The 15,580-nt window shown below is 68.0% G+C and carries 18 protein-coding genes; 7 read left to right on the forward strand and 11 right to left on the reverse strand.

What is annotated here, in order from left to right; all coding sequences use genetic code 11:
• Positions 1 to 16: 16 nt before the first annotated feature.
• Positions 17 to 214: a hypothetical protein gene (locus tag ACE37B_RS02635; RefSeq protein ID WP_409921725.1), complete on the reverse strand. Its 198-nt coding sequence runs from the start codon at positions 212 to 214 to the stop codon at positions 17 to 19.
• Between the two features lie 152 nt (positions 215 to 366).
• Between ACE37B_RS02635 and ACE37B_RS02640 the strand changes: the two genes are divergently transcribed.
• A complete protein-coding gene (locus ACE37B_RS02640) occupies positions 367 to 1,146 on the forward strand; it encodes a ParA family protein (RefSeq protein ID WP_409921726.1) in 780 nt (259 codons plus the stop codon).
• 36 nt (positions 1,147 to 1,182) lie between these two features.
• Here ACE37B_RS02640 and ACE37B_RS02645 read toward each other — a convergent pair whose 3' ends face one another.
• From ACE37B_RS02645 to ACE37B_RS02655, 3 genes are all read right to left on the reverse strand, one after another.
• Positions 1,183 to 2,346 carry a ribonuclease D gene (locus ACE37B_RS02645; RefSeq protein WP_409921727.1) on the reverse strand — a complete coding sequence of 388 codons (1,164 nt, stop codon included), beginning with the start codon at positions 2,344 to 2,346 and terminating at the stop codon, positions 1,183 to 1,185.
• A gap of 88 nt (positions 2,347 to 2,434) precedes the next feature.
• The gene (locus tag ACE37B_RS02650) at positions 2,435 to 3,025 is read right to left on the reverse strand and encodes a molybdenum cofactor guanylyltransferase (protein ID WP_409921728.1); all 591 of its coding nucleotides are present in this window, start codon (positions 3,023 to 3,025) and stop codon (positions 2,435 to 2,437) included.
• Between the two features lie 3 nt (positions 3,026 to 3,028).
• The gene (locus tag ACE37B_RS02655; RefSeq protein WP_409921729.1) at positions 3,029 to 3,460 is read right to left on the reverse strand and encodes a DUF3151 family protein; all 432 of its coding nucleotides are present in this window, start codon (positions 3,458 to 3,460) and stop codon (positions 3,029 to 3,031) included.
• Between the two features lie 50 nt (positions 3,461 to 3,510).
• Between ACE37B_RS02655 and ACE37B_RS02660 the strand changes: the two genes are divergently transcribed.
• Both ACE37B_RS02660 and ACE37B_RS02665 read left to right on the forward strand, forming a co-directional pair.
• Positions 3,511 to 3,834, forward strand: a complete 324-nt coding sequence (locus ACE37B_RS02660; RefSeq protein WP_409921730.1) for a hypothetical protein — start codon at positions 3,511 to 3,513, stop codon at positions 3,832 to 3,834.
• Positions 3,831 to 5,042 carry an MFS transporter gene (locus tag ACE37B_RS02665; RefSeq protein WP_409921731.1) on the forward strand — a complete coding sequence of 404 codons (1,212 nt, stop codon included), beginning with the start codon at positions 3,831 to 3,833 and terminating at the stop codon, positions 5,040 to 5,042. The genes ACE37B_RS02660 and ACE37B_RS02665 overlap by 4 nt, the downstream gene beginning before the upstream one ends.
• Here ACE37B_RS02665 and pyk read toward each other — a convergent pair whose 3' ends face one another.
• Positions 5,043 to 6,512 carry a pyruvate kinase gene (pyk, locus tag ACE37B_RS02670; RefSeq protein ID WP_409921732.1) on the reverse strand — a complete coding sequence of 490 codons (1,470 nt, stop codon included), beginning with the start codon at positions 6,510 to 6,512 and terminating at the stop codon, positions 5,043 to 5,045. It abuts the gene before it with no gap.
• 20 nt (positions 6,513 to 6,532) lie between these two features.
• On the opposite strand from pyk, the gene ACE37B_RS02675 reads away from it, so the two are divergent.
• Together ACE37B_RS02675 and ACE37B_RS02680 are read left to right on the forward strand one after the other, a co-directional pair.
• Positions 6,533 to 7,156, forward strand: coding sequence for a histidine phosphatase family protein (locus ACE37B_RS02675; RefSeq protein ID WP_409921733.1), 624 nt, complete (start codon positions 6,533 to 6,535; stop codon positions 7,154 to 7,156).
• A gap of 5 nt (positions 7,157 to 7,161) precedes the next feature.
• Positions 7,162 to 8,445, forward strand: coding sequence for a M18 family aminopeptidase (locus ACE37B_RS02680; protein ID WP_409921734.1), 1,284 nt, complete (start codon positions 7,162 to 7,164; stop codon positions 8,443 to 8,445).
• Between the two features lie 24 nt (positions 8,446 to 8,469).
• Here the strand turns inward: ACE37B_RS02680 and ACE37B_RS02685 are convergent, their stop codons facing one another.
• Genes ACE37B_RS02685 through ACE37B_RS02695 form a run of 3 tightly spaced genes read right to left on the reverse strand, consistent with a single transcriptional unit; the run spans position 8,470 to position 11,248 of the window.
• On the reverse strand, positions 8,470 to 9,144 hold the full coding sequence (locus ACE37B_RS02685) for a lysophospholipid acyltransferase family protein (RefSeq protein ID WP_409921735.1): 675 nt from the start codon (positions 9,142 to 9,144) through the stop codon (positions 8,470 to 8,472).
• Positions 9,141 to 9,815: a (d)CMP kinase gene (gene cmk / locus ACE37B_RS02690; RefSeq protein ID WP_409921736.1), complete on the reverse strand. Its 675-nt coding sequence runs from the start codon at positions 9,813 to 9,815 to the stop codon at positions 9,141 to 9,143. Before cmk ends, ACE37B_RS02685 begins: the two co-directional genes overlap by 4 nt.
• Positions 9,815 to 11,248, reverse strand: coding sequence for a GuaB1 family IMP dehydrogenase-related protein (locus tag ACE37B_RS02695; protein WP_409921737.1), 1,434 nt, complete (start codon positions 11,246 to 11,248; stop codon positions 9,815 to 9,817). The genes cmk and ACE37B_RS02695 overlap by 1 nt, the downstream gene beginning before the upstream one ends.
• Positions 11,249 to 11,337: 89 nt before the next feature.
• Between ACE37B_RS02695 and ACE37B_RS02700 the strand changes: the two genes are divergently transcribed.
• Positions 11,338 to 12,036 carry an alpha/beta fold hydrolase gene (locus tag ACE37B_RS02700; RefSeq protein WP_409921738.1) on the forward strand — a complete coding sequence of 233 codons (699 nt, stop codon included), beginning with the start codon at positions 11,338 to 11,340 and terminating at the stop codon, positions 12,034 to 12,036.
• A gap of 13 nt (positions 12,037 to 12,049) precedes the next feature.
• A complete protein-coding gene (locus ACE37B_RS02705) occupies positions 12,050 to 12,976 on the forward strand; it encodes an L-threonylcarbamoyladenylate synthase (RefSeq protein WP_409921739.1) in 927 nt (308 codons plus the stop codon).
• Positions 12,977 to 12,980: 4 nt separating this feature from the next.
• Here ACE37B_RS02705 and ACE37B_RS02710 read toward each other — a convergent pair whose 3' ends face one another.
• The 3 genes from ACE37B_RS02710 to ACE37B_RS02720 are packed head-to-tail and all read right to left on the reverse strand — an operon-like array spanning position 12,981 to position 15,579.
• Positions 12,981 to 13,547 (reverse strand): J domain-containing protein, encoded by a 567-nt coding sequence (locus tag ACE37B_RS02710; RefSeq protein ID WP_409921740.1) that lies wholly within the window; start codon positions 13,545 to 13,547, stop codon positions 12,981 to 12,983.
• Positions 13,544 to 14,953 carry a xylulokinase gene (gene xylB / locus ACE37B_RS02715; RefSeq protein WP_409921741.1) on the reverse strand — a complete coding sequence of 470 codons (1,410 nt, stop codon included), beginning with the start codon at positions 14,951 to 14,953 and terminating at the stop codon, positions 13,544 to 13,546. Before xylB ends, ACE37B_RS02710 begins: the two co-directional genes overlap by 4 nt.
• On the reverse strand, positions 14,950 to 15,579 hold the full coding sequence (locus ACE37B_RS02720; protein WP_409921742.1) for a nitroreductase family protein: 630 nt from the start codon (positions 15,577 to 15,579) through the stop codon (positions 14,950 to 14,952). Before ACE37B_RS02720 ends, xylB begins: the two co-directional genes overlap by 4 nt.
• Position 15,580 lies beyond the last annotated feature (1 nt).

A 15,580-nucleotide genomic window follows, 5' to 3' on the forward strand; every position in this document is an offset into this window, starting at 1 on the left:
ACGTCCGGTCAGCGACTCAGTCGACGAGTTCGTCCTCGTCGTCCTCGTCGAAGGTGACGCCGTACTTCTCCGCCAAGGCGGCGTACTCGTCTTCGTCATCGTCGTCGTCGTTCGACGACACTTCGCGGTCGCCAAAGCCGAGATCGAAAGCTCCCGGCCCGGACTGCTTGAGTTTTCTCGCCTCTTCGAAACGGCGATGCCGACCCTTCTTCACGACAGGGCTCCCACACTCTAGAAATCGGACATTGCAGATCATTGTACCGCCTGGACCTGGGACTTCGCGGATCGTGATCGAACATTGATTCGAGTCGACCGGATCGCGTCGCCCCTGGGCAACGGCGTCGTCCTGTGGCAGCATGTGAGCAAATGACCGATCGGACCGTTGCGGTACTGAATCAGAAGGGCGGGGTCGGCAAGACCACCGTCACCCTCGGATTGGCGTCGGCAGCCATGGCTGCTGGTCGTCGCGTCCTCGTCGTCGACCTCGATCCGCAGGGCTCGAGCACCTGGGTGCTCGGCGTCGATCCCAGCGACGTCGAGGTGTCGGTCGGCGACGTGCTCGACGCGAAACCCAAGGCCGATCTCCTCGCGGAGGCGATTCGCGTCTCGGCGTGGGGAGACCTCGTCGACGTCGTGCCGGCCCGCCCCGATCAACAGCGACTCGAGGACGGCACGGCGACCCGTCTCGCGAAGGCCCTGCAGAAGACCTCGGTCGATCTCACCCAGTACGAGGTCATCCTCATCGACTGTCCCCCGTCGCTGGGCAACCTGACCGTCAACGGACTCGCCGCTGCTCGCCACGCGCTCGTGGTGATCGAGCCGTCCGCGCTCGGGCTTCGCGGCATCGGCGGGGTAGCCGACACGATCGACGACATCTGGGATCTGCACAACCCCGATCTCGAGTTGAGCGGGGTGCTGCTCAATCGAGTTCCAGCGGTGTCGTCGGAGGCCGAGCGCCGTATCGACGAACTCACCCGCATCGTGGGATCCTCCGCGATCTGGGAGCCGTCGATCCCTCAGCGGGTGGTCTTCAACCAGGCGGTCGGCGAGCGGCGCCCGATCCACTCCTACGGCAGCCGGGCGGCCGAGCCGATCGAGGTCTTCGATCGGTTGTGGGGACGCCTGCGGCGCACCGTGCACGCCTGAGCGCTTCGACGGCGCTGCTGTACAAACGGAACCGCACTACACGGGCTGGAGCGTCAGGCGCCCCTGCGGGTCGAACGTGAGGCCGGCTTGGCCCGACACGAGGCGACGAATGCCCTCGCCCAGCAGCTCACCGCGCCATCCCATCGACAACCGAGCGTCCGGATCGTCGCGCAGGAGCGCGACGATGTCCGAGCGAGTCGCGAGCAGTGCGTTGTCGATCTTTTCGTCGCGGGCGAGCTGACCGACCCATGCCGAGATCAGCGTGATCGCCGGGCGGAGGTTCCGATCGAGATCGTCGGCCGAACGGGGCGCTTCCGGTGGATCGGCGTCACGAGCTGACTTCACCGCCTCGAGGATCTCGTCGGCGATGCCACCACGCGTGTGCCGTTCGTCGACACCGCGGGCCTGCTTGAGTTCGTTGATCGAGCTCGGCGCGCGTTGCGAGATACCGAGGATCGCGAGGTCGGGAAGCACTTGTCGAACGGGGATGTCGGTGCGCATTGCCCGACGCTCACGCCAGGCGGCGACCGCCTGCGCCACGGCGCGCCCTCGCGGCTTGAGCGACCGAGCGTCCTTCAGCCGAAGCCACGCATCGTCGGGGGACGCACCCGACACCGGCCGTGTCCGGAGCTCCTCGCACGCATCGAGGACCCAGTCGACCCGACCGGCCCGTTCCAACTTCGCGACGAGCAGATCATGCACGTGCAGCAGGTACTCGACGTCGGAGGCGGCGTACTGCTGCTGAGCCTCGGTGAGCGGCCGACGCAGCCAATCGGTCAGGCGATCACCTTTCGCCGGGGAGATGCCGATCTCACCCTGGAGCAGCGACACCAGCGACGGGGTGCCGTAGCCGACGAAACCGCCCGCGATCTGGGTGTCGAACATCCGGCTCGGCACGGCGCCGACCGAGTGGGTCAGGACGTCGAGGTCCTGTTGGGCCGCGTGGATGACGCACAACGAGTCCGTGGCGAACAGCCGCTCGAACACGCGCACGTCGACGGTCAGCGGATCGATGAGTGCCGAGCCCTGTCCCGACCCGTCGGAGCGGAGCCAGGCGACCTGCACGAGCGCGAGCTTCGGGTAGTAGGTCCGCTCCCGGTGGAACTCGGTATCGAGGGCGTAGCGAGGACAGGCGACGAGCTCGTCGACGAGCGCATCCAGTTCGGGCTGCGAGTCGATCCACTGAAAGTCGATATCCACGGCCCCGGACCCTACAGCGCGCACTCTGGCACGACGTGGAGGAGCCGACGATGCAGTGCACGCTGCAGTACACGGACCGACGACCGCGTCACGGCGTCGGTCGCCGCTTCCTGGCGGCGACGTCACCGGGCGTGTTGAGGTTGCGTAGGCCGCGAGCCGGCACCGAGACCGGCAATACGCGCAGCCCTCGCAGGGCCCGATGCACGGCGCGTTCGCCGCCCTCGAAACAGCGCACCAACTCGTCTCGAGCCGACGCATGCCACACTGCGCACATCGGTTCGAGGCGACCGGTGTCGGCCACGACCACGTCGGGCGACTCGCCGTCACCGACTCCGGCAAGAGCGGCCTCGGCGGCAGCCAGCAGCGGCCCCAGCACGGTTTGGTCGAGGTCCGGCGCATCGCAGGCGACGACGAGCACGGTCGTGACGTCGAGCGTCTCGAACACCCCCACGATGCCGCCGAGCGGACCGGACCCCGGATGACGGTCGGGCACCACGTCAGCATCGAGTCCGGCGAGCTCGTCCGGATCCCCGCCGTAGACGATGACCGGGGCACACCCAGCCGTCCGCAACGCCCGCAGGACCCGGTTGCCCATCGGCTCGCCATCGATCTCGATCAGCGCCTTGGTTCGCCCCATCCTCGAGCTGGCACCGCCGGCGAGCATGACTCCCGACGGCATGGCTCAGTTCGGGATGCCGGAAGGATCGAGCTGGAGCAGGAACTGTGCGCACCGTTCGGCTTCGTCGTCTTCGCCGATCGCTGCGGCCATCTGGCCGAGTCCGCGCAACGAGCGCAGGAAACCATGGTTCGTCGGCTCACTCCAGCGCACGTAGCCGCTGCCCCGCCATCCGTTGGCGCGCAACGTGTCGAGGCCACGGTGGTAGCCGACCCGGTAGGCCGCATAACGCTCGATCACGTCGCGTCCGAGATCGCCCAACTCGGCCCAGGCCGCGAGGAACCTCGGGGAGGCAGCCACGACGTCCACGACCGCCGAGCGTCGTTCGTCGGCCGGGAGCGCCAACGCAGTAGCGAGGCGCTCCGCGTCGGCGGCGTCAGGCGCAGGGATCACGGTCGTCGGGAGACCGCTGGAGAACTGGATCGGCGTGTCGCTCACCGCGACGAGGGTACCGGTGTCGAGACGATCGACGGGTCTACTCTGTGGCGGTGGATGGACTCGACCTCGACGCTGCCAAGAACATCGCCATCGGCATCGCCGTCATTTTCGCAGCGGGCTCGCTGCTCGCTGCGTGGTTGATGAAGACGATCGTCCAGAAAGTCGCCGTCGGTGCCGTCTTGGCGCTGTTGGCGTTTGCGGTCTGGTCGCAGCGCACGTCGTTGCAGGACTGTGCCGACCGTGTGACGAACGCGTTCGAACGGCAGGGCACCGATGTCAGCTTCATCGACACCGACTGCTCGTTCTTCGGATTCACCGTCACGATTTCCGATCCGCGTGACGAGTCAGCAGTGCGCGCCGAGTCGGCCGCGTGACCGGCGCCGCTCAGGCGCTTCCCCGTCTGACGGCCGCCAAGGCCGTTGCGAACACCGCGTTGCGGTGGGTCCCGCCCTTCCTGCCGACGCTCGAGCGTGCGTTCGGAGCGTCGACCACTCAATTGACCACGATTCTCGGCGCCAGCGAGGTCGCCGGGTTGTCGACGGTCGCCATCGGCCGACACCTCGACCGCGGCCGAGAGCGGCTCATCATCACCGTCGGACTGGCCGCGATCGCCGTCGCCTCCTTCGTCGCCCTGGTCGGCACGACGTTCACGTTCGCCATCGGAACCGTGCTCATCGTGTTCGGTGTGGCGAACTGCACCGTGGCAGGCCACGCCTTCATCGCGAGCCGCGTGCCGTACGCGCAACGCGCTCGATCGATCGGGCTGTTCGAGACCTCATGGGCGTTCTCCCTGCTGCTCGGCGCCCCGTTGATCGCCGTCTTGATCTCTCTGTTCGGATGGCGAGCGCCCTACGTCATGCTGGCCGCCGCTGCCACCGTCCTGGCCGCCGTGATCGCCCGGTCGGCGGTCTTGACGGTGCCCCCGCTAGCACCGGTGGGACCGAGCACACGAGCCGATTCGGTGACCGTCGTGGCGGGCCCAGCAGCGACCTCCGGGGCCCCTCGTGGCATGTTCCGATCGGTCAATCTCGCCGCGTGGCTGACGATCATCGGTTCGGCGTTCGTCGCGATGGCGGGCCTGTCGGTGTTCGCGATCTCCGGCAGTTGGCTGGACGACGCGTTCGGCGTGTCGACCGGTGGGCTCGGGCTCGTCGCGATGGGGTTCGGAGCGGTCGAACTGCTGTCCAGCGTCTCGTCGGCTGCGTTCGCCGACCGCATCGGCAAGTTACGCGGCACGGTGGCTGCGATCGTGCTCCTCATCGTCGGACTGGGCGTGATGGCGGCCGCCGACGCGACCCTGTGGATCGGTGTCGTCGGCATCCTTGCATTCCTCATGGGGTTCGAGTTCGCGATCGTCACGTCCTTCTCGCTCGTCAGCGAGGCGATGCCGGAAGCCCGCGGCACCACCCTCGGCATCTCCAACGGCGTCGGCACCCTCGCTCGGGGCACCGGCACGATCGTGGGCGGATGGCTTTACGGCATCCACGGCGTCGAAGGCACGATCACCCTGTCGGCCACAGCCGCAGTCCTGTCCGCGATCGCGTTCGCGTGGGGACGAAGCGTGCGGCCTGCGATCGCCTGATCAGTCGACCTGGACGAGGCGGAGCACGTCGGTCGCCGCATTGGGGCCGCTTCGCGGCATGCTGCCGCTACGCCCGCCGGTCGGAGCGCCGGCGAGCACCAGCACGGTGTCGCCGTGGTCGATCAACCCGCGCTGCAGCGTGGTCTCGACAGCGAACCACACCATCTCGTCGGTCGACTCGTACATCTCGACCTCGACCGGCTCGACGCCCCACGACAACGCCATCGTACGGACGGTCTTGGGATCGGGCGACAACCCGATCATCAATGAATCGGGACGAAAACGCGCCATCGCCCGGGCCGTTCGTCCGGTGCGAGTGCAGCACAGGATCGCCGAGGCATCACAGTCCATCGCTGCCTGCGACGCCGCGTGCGACAAGGCCATCGTGATGCGGCTCCCGACGTCGACGGCACCCACCTTGTGCTCGCGCTGTAGCCGGCCCAGGCGGTTCGCCCATTGCCGATAGCTCGCCTCGCGCTCGGCGCGGCGAGCGACCGCTGCGATGGTGGTGATGACGGCGACCGGGTCGCGGCCGATGGCAGTCTCGCCGGACAGCATCACCGCATCGGTTCCGTCGAACACGGCGTTGGCCACGTCGCTGACCTCGGCGCGCGTCGGCGTCGGGGCCACGATCATCGATTCCATCATCTGCGTCGCGGTGATGACCGGAACTCCGGCCTCGACACAGGCTCGGATGATGAACTTCTGCAGGTGCGGCACATCCTCGATCGGGCAGTCGATGCCCAGGTCCCCACGCGCGACCATCACGGCGTCGGACGCTGCGATGATCGAGTCGAGGTGGTCCATCGACGCCGCGGTCTCGATCTTCGACACGAGGTGCGCTCGATCTCCCACGACGGCGCGGACCTTGTCGACATCGCTCGCTCGACGGACGAACGACACGGCGATGAACTCCACACCGGCATCGGCCATGATCTCGGCGAGCACGAGGTCCTCGTCGGTCGGTGTGGTCAGGCGGAGCGATTCCGACGGAAGATGGAAACCGGGCGAGCCGTTGACCCGACCACCGGTCACCACGCGTCCGAACGCACGGTCATCGGACATCTCCACGACCTGCAAGCAGATCGCGCCGTCGCCGAGTTGGACCGAGGCGCCGACGGACAGATCGACCAACAAGGTCTCGTAGTCGACCGAGATGCGTTCGGCAGAACTGTCGTGGTCGCCCGGGACGAGTTCGATCAGCGACCCGACCGCGAGGTCGACGCCGCCGTCGGGGAACTCGCCGCACCGGACCTTGGGACCCGGAAGGTCCGCCAGCACCGCAACGGGCCGACCGACCTGTTCGGCCACCGTGCGAACCCGCTCGAGCACCGCGAGATGCTCGTCCACCTCGCCATGGCTGAGGTTGAGTCGCACGACGTCGACACCGGCCGCGATGAGTTCGCGCAAGGTCTCGGGATCGTTGCTCGCCGGGCCGATGGTCGCCACGATCTTCGTTCTGCGCGTCATATCTGCTTGTCTATCCGTCGATGGAACTGTTACTGATCCGCCATGCCCTGCCCGTTCGCCGAGAACTCGAGGAAGGAATCGCCGACCCCGAACTCTCGGAAGCGGGGATCGCGCAAGCGGTGCATCTCGGTCAGTATCTCTCATCGGAGCACCTCGATGCCGTTTATGCGAGTTCGCTGCAGCGAGCGCGTCAGACGGCGGAGCCCGTCGCCGACGGCCGCAGCCTCGATGTCGTCATCGAGGCGGACGTCGCCGAGTACGACAAGGACAGCCCGCAGTACGTGCCCGTCGAGGAGCTGAAAGCCGCGAACGACCCTCGCTGGCAGCAGATGCTCGACGGGGCCTGGGAGGGCACCGAAACGCAGCAGGAGTTCAACGAACGCACCGTGGGAGCGATCGAGCGGATCATCGGCGATCACCGGGGAGGCCGCGTGGCGATCGTCTGCCACGGCGGCGTGATCAACGCCTACGTCACCCGCGTGCTCGGGCTGCCCGAGGACACCCGAGGGTTCTTCTACCCGAACTACACCTCGATCCATCGCATCGCTGCTGCGTCGAGTGGCGAACGATCGATCGTCACCATCAACGAAACCAGCCACCTTCGCAACACCGGGTTGCCAATGGGAATGTTCCAGCGAGGCTGATCATCATGAACGCCGGCATCACGAGCAGCATCACGACCGACATGACGCCCGGTGCGGATCTGATCTCGTTCCTCGACGAGTCACCATCGCCGTGGCACGCGGTTGCATCGACGGTTCGACGACTCGACGGCTTCGTCGAACTCGACGAGCGCGAACCGTGGCCGTCGATTCCCGACGCCGGTCTCGTGGTGCGAGAGGGTGCCGTCATCGCCTGGCGCCTGCCTGCGAATCCCGACGCCGCGGCCGGATTCCGCATCGTCGGCGCACACACCGACTCGCCGTGCCTGCGAGTGAAGCCGAATCCCGACTCGTCCACGGTCGGGTGGAAACAACTCGCCGTGGAGGTCTACGGCGGGATCCTGAACAACACGTGGCTCGATCGCGACCTGGGCGTCGCCGGCCGGCTCGTGTCGAGTGACGGCAGCACGAGGCTCGTCGACGTACGTCGACCCGTGGCGAGGGTGCCGCAACTCGCGGTCCATCTCGACCGTGAGGTCAACTCGGGCGGACTCCGGCTCGATCCGCAACAACACCTCGCACCCGTGTGGGGGGTCGGCGGAGCGACGCGCGGGGAGTTCGCTCGATGGATCGGCGCAGAAGCCGATCTCGATGAATCCCCGTCGTGGTGGGAGCTGTGCCTCTACGACGTGCAGGGAGCCGCTGTGCTCGGCGCCGACTCGTCGCTGCTCGCATCGGGCCGCCTCGACAACCTCGCGTCGTGTTGGGCAGCCACGACGGCGCTCGTCGCCGCCGAGCCCACCGACCAGGTCGCCGTCCTCGTCTTCAACGATCACGAGGAGGTCGGATCCGCCTCGACGACCGGCGCGCAGGGCCCCTTCCTCGAAGCGGTACTCGACCGCCTCGTACGAGGACTCGGCGGCGATCGTGATGCGCTGCTTCGAGCGCTGGCCTCGTCGGCCTGCGTGTCGGCCGACAACGCCCACGCCGTGCACCCCAACTACGTCGATCGGCACGAGCCCGACCACCGGCCGATCGTCAACGCCGGCCCCGCCATCAAGATCAACGCGAACCAGCGATACGCCACCTCGGCCGAGACGGCGTCGATGTTCCAGCAGGCGTGCGAGCGCGCCGGGGTGCCGTGGCAGGTCTTCGTGTCCCGCAACAACATGCCGTGCGGGTCGACGATCGGACCGATCACGTCCACTCGTCTGGGGATCTCGACCGTCGACGTCGGCGTGCCGCAGTTGTCGATGCACTCGGCTCGCGAGTTGTGCGGCGCCGACGACCCCGGTCACCTGGCCGCTGCGCTCACTGCGTTCTTGACGTGACCTGACGTGACCTGGTGCGGTTGCTCAGCCGGCGACGGCTTGGGCTTCGTCGAAGAGTCGCTGCAATTCGACGTACAGATGCGCCGTCGCCGCGTTCAGCATCTCTCGTGTCGGCCGCCCCTTGTCGTTCGTCTCGACGTGAAACGGCTCGCCGACGACGACGTGCACCTTGTGCGGGAAGACGAACTTCGCCCCACGAGGCATCACTTTGGCCGAGCCGCCGATCCCCACCGGCACGATCGGCACCCCAGCCTTCGCGGCGACGAAGGTCGCACCATCGAACAGCGGTTGGACGATCGGGCCGTCCTTGCGTTCACCCTCCGGGTACAGCACCAAGGGCTCACCCGACTCGAGCACGTCGATGCACCGCTTCAGTGCCTCTCGATCGGCCGTTCCACGACTCACCGGGAAGGCCCCCAGCGCAGAGAACAGCCGACCGAGCCGGGGGTACTTCCACATCGAATCCTTGCCCATGAAGCGCATCCGGCGCGGCGAGACCCATGCCGAGATCGGGGTGTCGATGTAGCTGCGGTGGACGGGAGCAAAGACGTACCCTCCGGTCGCTGGCAGTCGCTCCTGGCCGTCGATCGACATCCGCGTGTACAGCCGCGTCGAGCCCGAGACGATCAAGCGGACGACGCGGTACAGCAACAGGCTGGCACGGCTGTTGCCGGCGAACGCCGTCGGCACGCCGCTCATCGATCGAGCATTCCCATGATCTCGAGCACGACGGCGTCGATCGACAGACCTGTCGTGTCGACCACCGTGGCACCGGCAGCCTCGACGAGCGGGCTGTCGTGGCGCGAGGAGTCCTGACGATCGCGCTCGATGATCGACGCCTCGACCTCGTCGACATCTCCGCCGATCTCCGCGACTCGCCGTTCGGCACGGACCCGCGGCGAGGCCGTCACGAACAGCTTCAGCGACGCATCCGGGAACACGACCGAGCCGATGTCGCGTCCTTCGACCACACCACCGCCGTGCTCGGTGACCCAGTCGCGCTGGCGTCGAACCAACTCGCTGCGCACCGCGCTGTTCGCGGCCACCGCACTCACCGCGGAGGTCACCTCTCGTCCACGGATCTCGATGGCCGCATCGACCCCGTCGACGACCACGCGGCCATCGTCGACGTCGAGTTCGATCGCCGCCGCAACCGCCGCGACGTCGTCGATCGACTGCGGGTCGATCCCGCGACGCAGCACGCCGAACGTCACCGCCCGGTACATCGCGCCGGTGTCGAGATAGTCGAGTCCGAGACGTTCGGCGACGGCGCGCCCGACCGTCGACTTCCCGGCCCCTGCCGGCCCGTCGATCGCGATCACCAACGGTGAATGGCCCGCTGTACCCGTCGGGGTCCTGGCCGCGGACATCACCAGCTCACCCCCAGCGGGCGACCTTCGTCGTAGCCAGCAGCGCCCTGTACCCCGACGACGGCTCGCTCCTGGAACGAGAGGATCGAGTGGGCGCCGGCATAGGTGCACGACGAACGCAACCCGGCGACGATCTGGTCGATGATGTCTTCGACCCCGGGACGGTGATGGTCGATGTACATCCGCGAGGTGCTGATCCCCTCCTCGAAGAGTTCCTTGCGAGCCCGGTCGAAGTCCGATTCGGTCTGCGTGCGGTTCTTCACCGCCCGGTGCGACGCCATCCCGAAGCTCTCCTTGTACAGACGCCCGTCGGAGTCGCGCAACGTGTCGGCAGCCGACTCGTAGGTGCCGGCGAGCCACGAGCCGAGCATCACGTTGGCCGCTCCGCCCGCCAGCGCCAGTGCGACATCGCGAGGGAACCGCACGCCCCCGTCGGCCCAGATCGCTCCGCCGAGGCGTGCCGCCTCCGCTGCACACTCGACGACGGCCGAGAACTGGGGGCGTCCGACCCCCGTCATCATCCGGGTCGTGCACATCGCCCCAGGCCCGACCCCGACTTTCACGACGTCGGCGCCCGCCTCGATGAGCTGGCGAGTGCCGTCGGCCGTGACGACGTTGCCAGCGACGATCTTGCCGTCGGGCACCGCTGCCCTGACCGCTTCGATCGCCGTCAGCATGCGCGTCTGGTGGCCGTGCGCCGTATCGATGACGAGCACGTCGGCGCCCATCCACGCAAGCCGCTCGGCACGCTGTCCGGGCTCCCCGTTGATGCCCACGGCGACGCCGATCATCAACCGACCGTCGGCGTCCAACGCTGGCCGGTAGATCGCCGAGCGCAACGCTCCCTTTCGGGTCAACACCCCGAGCAGCCGTTCGTCGCTGCCGACGACCGGCGCCACGTGAAGTCGGCGCTTGCCGAGCTCCGCATGCGCAGTCTGCGGATCGACGTCGGAGCCCAGGATGTGCAGGTTGGACGACATCACGTTGTGCAGTTGCGTGAAGCGGTCGAAGCCGTCGGCGTCCTTCTCGGTGAACACGCCGACCGGCACCCCGTCATCGACGACGACCACCGCACCGTGCGCACGCTTGTGGATCAGTGACAACGCATCGCCGATCGTCGCGTCACGCTGCAGGGTGATCGGTGTCTCGAAAACCGGATGCGACGCCTTGACCGCCCGGATCACGTTCTCGACGACGTCGAGTGGGATGTCCTGCGGCAGGATCGCGATGCCGCCCCGGCGCGCCACCGTCTCGGCCATGCGTCGACCGGCCACGGCAGTCATGTTGGCCACGACGAGCGGGATGGTGGTGCCGATCCCGTCGGGGGTCGACAGGTCGACGTCCATCCTCGACGAGACGTCGGACAGGCTCGGAACCATGAAGACGTCGTTGTACGTCAGGTCGTAGCCCGGTTCGGTGTGCAGCAGTCGCATGATCTCGGCTCCACCTCGTGTCGCTGGCCGGGCAGATCCCGACCTGAGAGGCGCACCGATGATAACGGCACCTCGCTACTGTGCTCACGATGAGCGCAGTGATGCTGATACACGGTTGGGGTGGCTCCTTCGAAGCGACGTGGCAACGCAGCGGGTTCACCGCCTTACTCGAAGACGGGGGCAAAGAGGTCATCGGCGTCGACCTGCTCGGTCACGGCGAGGCCCCGAAGCCACACGATCCCGACGCGTACAACGATCTGACCGAGCGGGTGATCGACGCACTGGACGACCACGACGAACCGGTCGCGGCGATCGGTTTCTCGCTCGGCGCGCTCACGCTCATGAGAACGGCGATGGCGCAGCCCCACCGCTTCGAGCGCATCGTGCTCGCCGGCGTCGGACGCAACGTGTTCGATCGCGATGCCTCGTCGTCAGCGATCATCTCCGAAGGACTCGATGCGCTGATCGCCGGAGCGGATCCGGCCAGCCTGCATCAAACGGCACGCCTCTTCGCACAGTACGCCCAGCAGCCGGGCAACGACCTGGAAGCCTTGGCGGCGATCATGCGTCGTCCGCCCGGGGTCGAGATCACTGCTGCGGGACTCGCAGCGGTCACGTGTCCCGTTCTGGTCGTGATCGGCGAGAACGACTTCGCACATCCCGCCGACGAGTTGGTCGATTGTTTTCCGAGCGGTCGGCTCGTGACGCTCCCCCGCACCGACCACTTCGCCACGACCGAGTCGTTCGGATTCTTCGACGCCGCCCTCGAGTTCGTCGGCGCGATCTGATCGTCTCGCCTCGATGTCGCCGTTGATCACCACCGACGTCGAACGGGCCGCGGCGGCGATCCGCTCCGGCGGCCTCGTCGCGGTACCCACCGAGACCGTCTACGGACTCGCCGCCGATGCCACTGATCCGGCCGCGATCGCCCGGATCTATGCGACGAAAGGACGACCGAGCGAACACCCGTTGATCGTGCACCTGGCCGACCCGCTCGACATCGAGCGGTGGGCGCCTGACGCCTCGAAGGCGGCTCGCCTGCTGGCCGCTGCGGTCTGGCCGGGGCCCGTGACCGTGATCGTGCCGCGATCGCCGGAGCTTCCCGCCGAGGTGGCGGGCGGCCGCGACACCGTCGGGCTCCGCGTGCCCGCGCATCCGATGACCCAGCAGCTGATCCGGTTGGCGGGTCGGCCGATCGCGGCACCGTCGGCCAACCGGTTCGGAGCCGTGAGTCCGACGACCGCGACCCACGTGGCCGACGATCTCGGTGACCGGCTCGATCCAGCGACCGATCTGATCCTCGACGGCGGTCCGGCGCCGATCGGCGTCGAGAGTACGATCGTCGATTGCACGATCGACCCGCCCCAACTCCTGCGCGCTGGCGCCGTGACCGCTGACCAGGCAGCGGAGTTGATCGGCGCGAGCGTCGCTGCGGCGTCCGGGCCCGCACGAGCCAGCGGGATGCTGGCATCGCACTATGCACCGCGTTGTCAGGTCCGTCTCGTCGACCATCCGGACGACGCGGCAGCGCTCGCCGCCGGAACCTCGCGAGCACGGATCCTCGACCACGGCGACGACCTCGCCCGCTACGCGCGAGACCTCTACGCGGAATTGCGGCGTGCCGATGCCGACGAGATCGGCACGCTCATCGCCGTACTCCCGCCCGCCGAAGGGCTCGGCCACGCGATCATCGATCGCCTCACCAAGGCTGCTGCCCCGCGCGGCTGATCGTTCAGAGCTGTGACCAGTCGAGACGGTTGAGCGAGTCGATCCAGGCGTTGCGGACCTGCTCGATCGCCGGTGGCGGCGCGCCGTCCGCCGGGGCGATCGACAAGCTCACCGTCGACGCTCCCGCGTCCGGGACGACGTCGAGGCGACACCAGCAGGCGAACGGTGCCGCCAGCAACACCTGCAACTCGTAGGGAGGATCGTCGTCGACCACCTCGCCCAGTTCGGCGGCGGCGAGCAACAGCGCTTCGAACGTCTCGACCGGCAGCGCCTCGACCGTGAACGACGGAGCGTCGCGACGACGATTCCGCCACACGTCGTCGGGCGCACCGGCCGCCTGCGACGTAGGAGCGGTGCCCGCCGATGTCGGAGACGGCGCCACGGTCGGGCCAGCCCCGTCGTCGGCGAGGCGGCGGAGCGCGGCGGCCGCCGCGGCGTTGACGCGACGCATGTCGTCAGCATCGCCTCCCGCGTCGGGGTGCATCGACTTCGCGAGCTCTCGCCGTGCACGGCGGACGTCGGCGGCGCTCGCATCCGCTGCGAGTCCGAGTTCGGTGAACGGGTCGCTCATGCGTCGCGCAGTTCGCGGTAGCGAGCCCGGATGTCGCCCCCGTCGACACCGTCGACCGCCACCGACTCGCCCAGTCCCCACCGTCGTTGGATCTCGGTCGGATCGACCTGCTCGAGCACGGAGGCCGCCTGGACGGCAGCACCGACCGCCACCGCCTCGTCGACGCGGCCCACCACGACCTCCAGGTCGCACAGCCCCGCCACGACACGTTGCACGGCGAGCGAACGCGCTCCTCCGCCGACCAGGACGAGGCGACCCGTGACGTCGGCATGGCTGCGAAGCGCGTCGAGGCCGTCGAGCAGGCCGCACACGACCCCGTCGACCGCCGCCCGAGCGAACTGCTCGCGGCTGACGTCAGGCCGCAGGCCCGCGAGCACGCCGGTTGCATCCGGACGGTTCGGCGTGCGCTCCCCGCCGAAGTACGGGAGCAGCACCGGTCCACCTGGTGTCGCATCGAGAGCGAGGCGGTCGAACTCGGCATGGTCGACGCCGAGCAGTCGGCGTACAGCGTCGAGCACGAGCGTCGCATTGGACGTACAAACGAGCGGGAGGAATCGTCCGGTCGCATCGGCGAAACCGGCGACGGCGCCGTCAGGATCGGCCGCCGGCTGCTCCGCGACGGCGAACACCGTGCCCGACGTGCCGAACGACATGACGGCGTCGCCGGCGCGAAGCCCGACGCCCAACGCTGCGGCCATGTTGTCGCCGGTACCGGGGCCCACCACGGCGTCGCGCCACGATCCGGCCGACTGCATCGGAGCGAGGACCTCGGGGACCACGTCGCTCCAGTCACGAGCCTCGTCGACGAGCCCGAGCAGATCCCAGCGGTACGAGCCCGTCGAGGGCGACCAGTATCCCGTCCCCGATGCGTCGCCACGATCGGTGGTGAGGCGACCGGTGAGTCGATGCGTCAGGTAGTCGTGCGGGAGCAGCACGGTGGCCAGCCGGGACCACGCTTGCGGGTGCGTGCGGTGCAGCCACGACAGCTTGGTGATCGTGAACGCGGCAACCGGCACACTGCCGACCGCTTCCGCCCACGCTGCTGCCGAACCGAGCTGGTCGATCAACCAGTCGGCGTCGGCGCTGGATTCGGTGTCGTTCCAGAGTTTTGCCGGATGGACCGGCACGCCCTCGCGATCGAGCGCCACCATGCCGTGTTGTTGTCCTGCGACCGAGATCGCCGCGACGTGATCACCACGGCGGAGGTTGCCGACCGCGGTGTTCCACGCGTCGTCGAACGCTCGGGCCCACGCCATCGGGTCCTGCTCGCTACACGGACCAGTGGCCGCAGGATGCGATGCCGACGCCGTCGCGGCCACCGCGCCGGTCTCGAGATCACGAATCGCGATCTTGGTCGACTGCGTGGACGAATCGACACCCACCACGAGCGTTGACGATGTCGTCATTCGTCCGCCCAGTCAGGGTGTTCGCCCCATCGGTCGACGAAGGTGACCTCGGCGACCGGTTTGCGCTTCAAGGGACCGTGCCGACCCTCTGGAACCCCCAGCGTGATGCATGCCGACAGCGCGACATGGTCGGGTATCTCCAGGGTCTCGCGGAGTTCGTCCTCGACCATGAGGTGCCACATCGTGAGCGCTCCTCCGTAGCCGAACGCACGGGCGGCGAGCAACAGGTTCTGGCAGGCCGGATAGACCGACGCGCCTTCCATCGGGTCGGGATCGCGGTACCGATCGAGGCACACGAGCACGACGATCGGCGTCTGTTCGAAGCGGTCCACGTAGCGCTGCATCGAGTCTGCGAAACGACTGGGTCGATAGCCGTCGGCGTTCCGTTTGGCATTCCACCCCGCCCGAAACGCCTCACCCAACAGCCGGCGCGCGACCACCGAGCGTTCGCCGTCGCGTAACACCAGGAAACGAAAACGTTGACGGTTCGATCCCGAGGGGGCGCGCCCGGCATACCAGAGGATCTCGCGGAGATCGTCGTCCGACACCGGCTCGTCCGTGTAGCGACGGATCGCGCGGGTCGTCGCCAGGCCCTCGAGCAATCCAACCGGGTCACGGGGCGGCATG

It is taken from the genome of Ilumatobacter sp. (assembly GCF_046290335.1).
Lineage (GTDB): Bacteria > Actinomycetota > Acidimicrobiia > Acidimicrobiales > Ilumatobacteraceae > Ilumatobacter_A.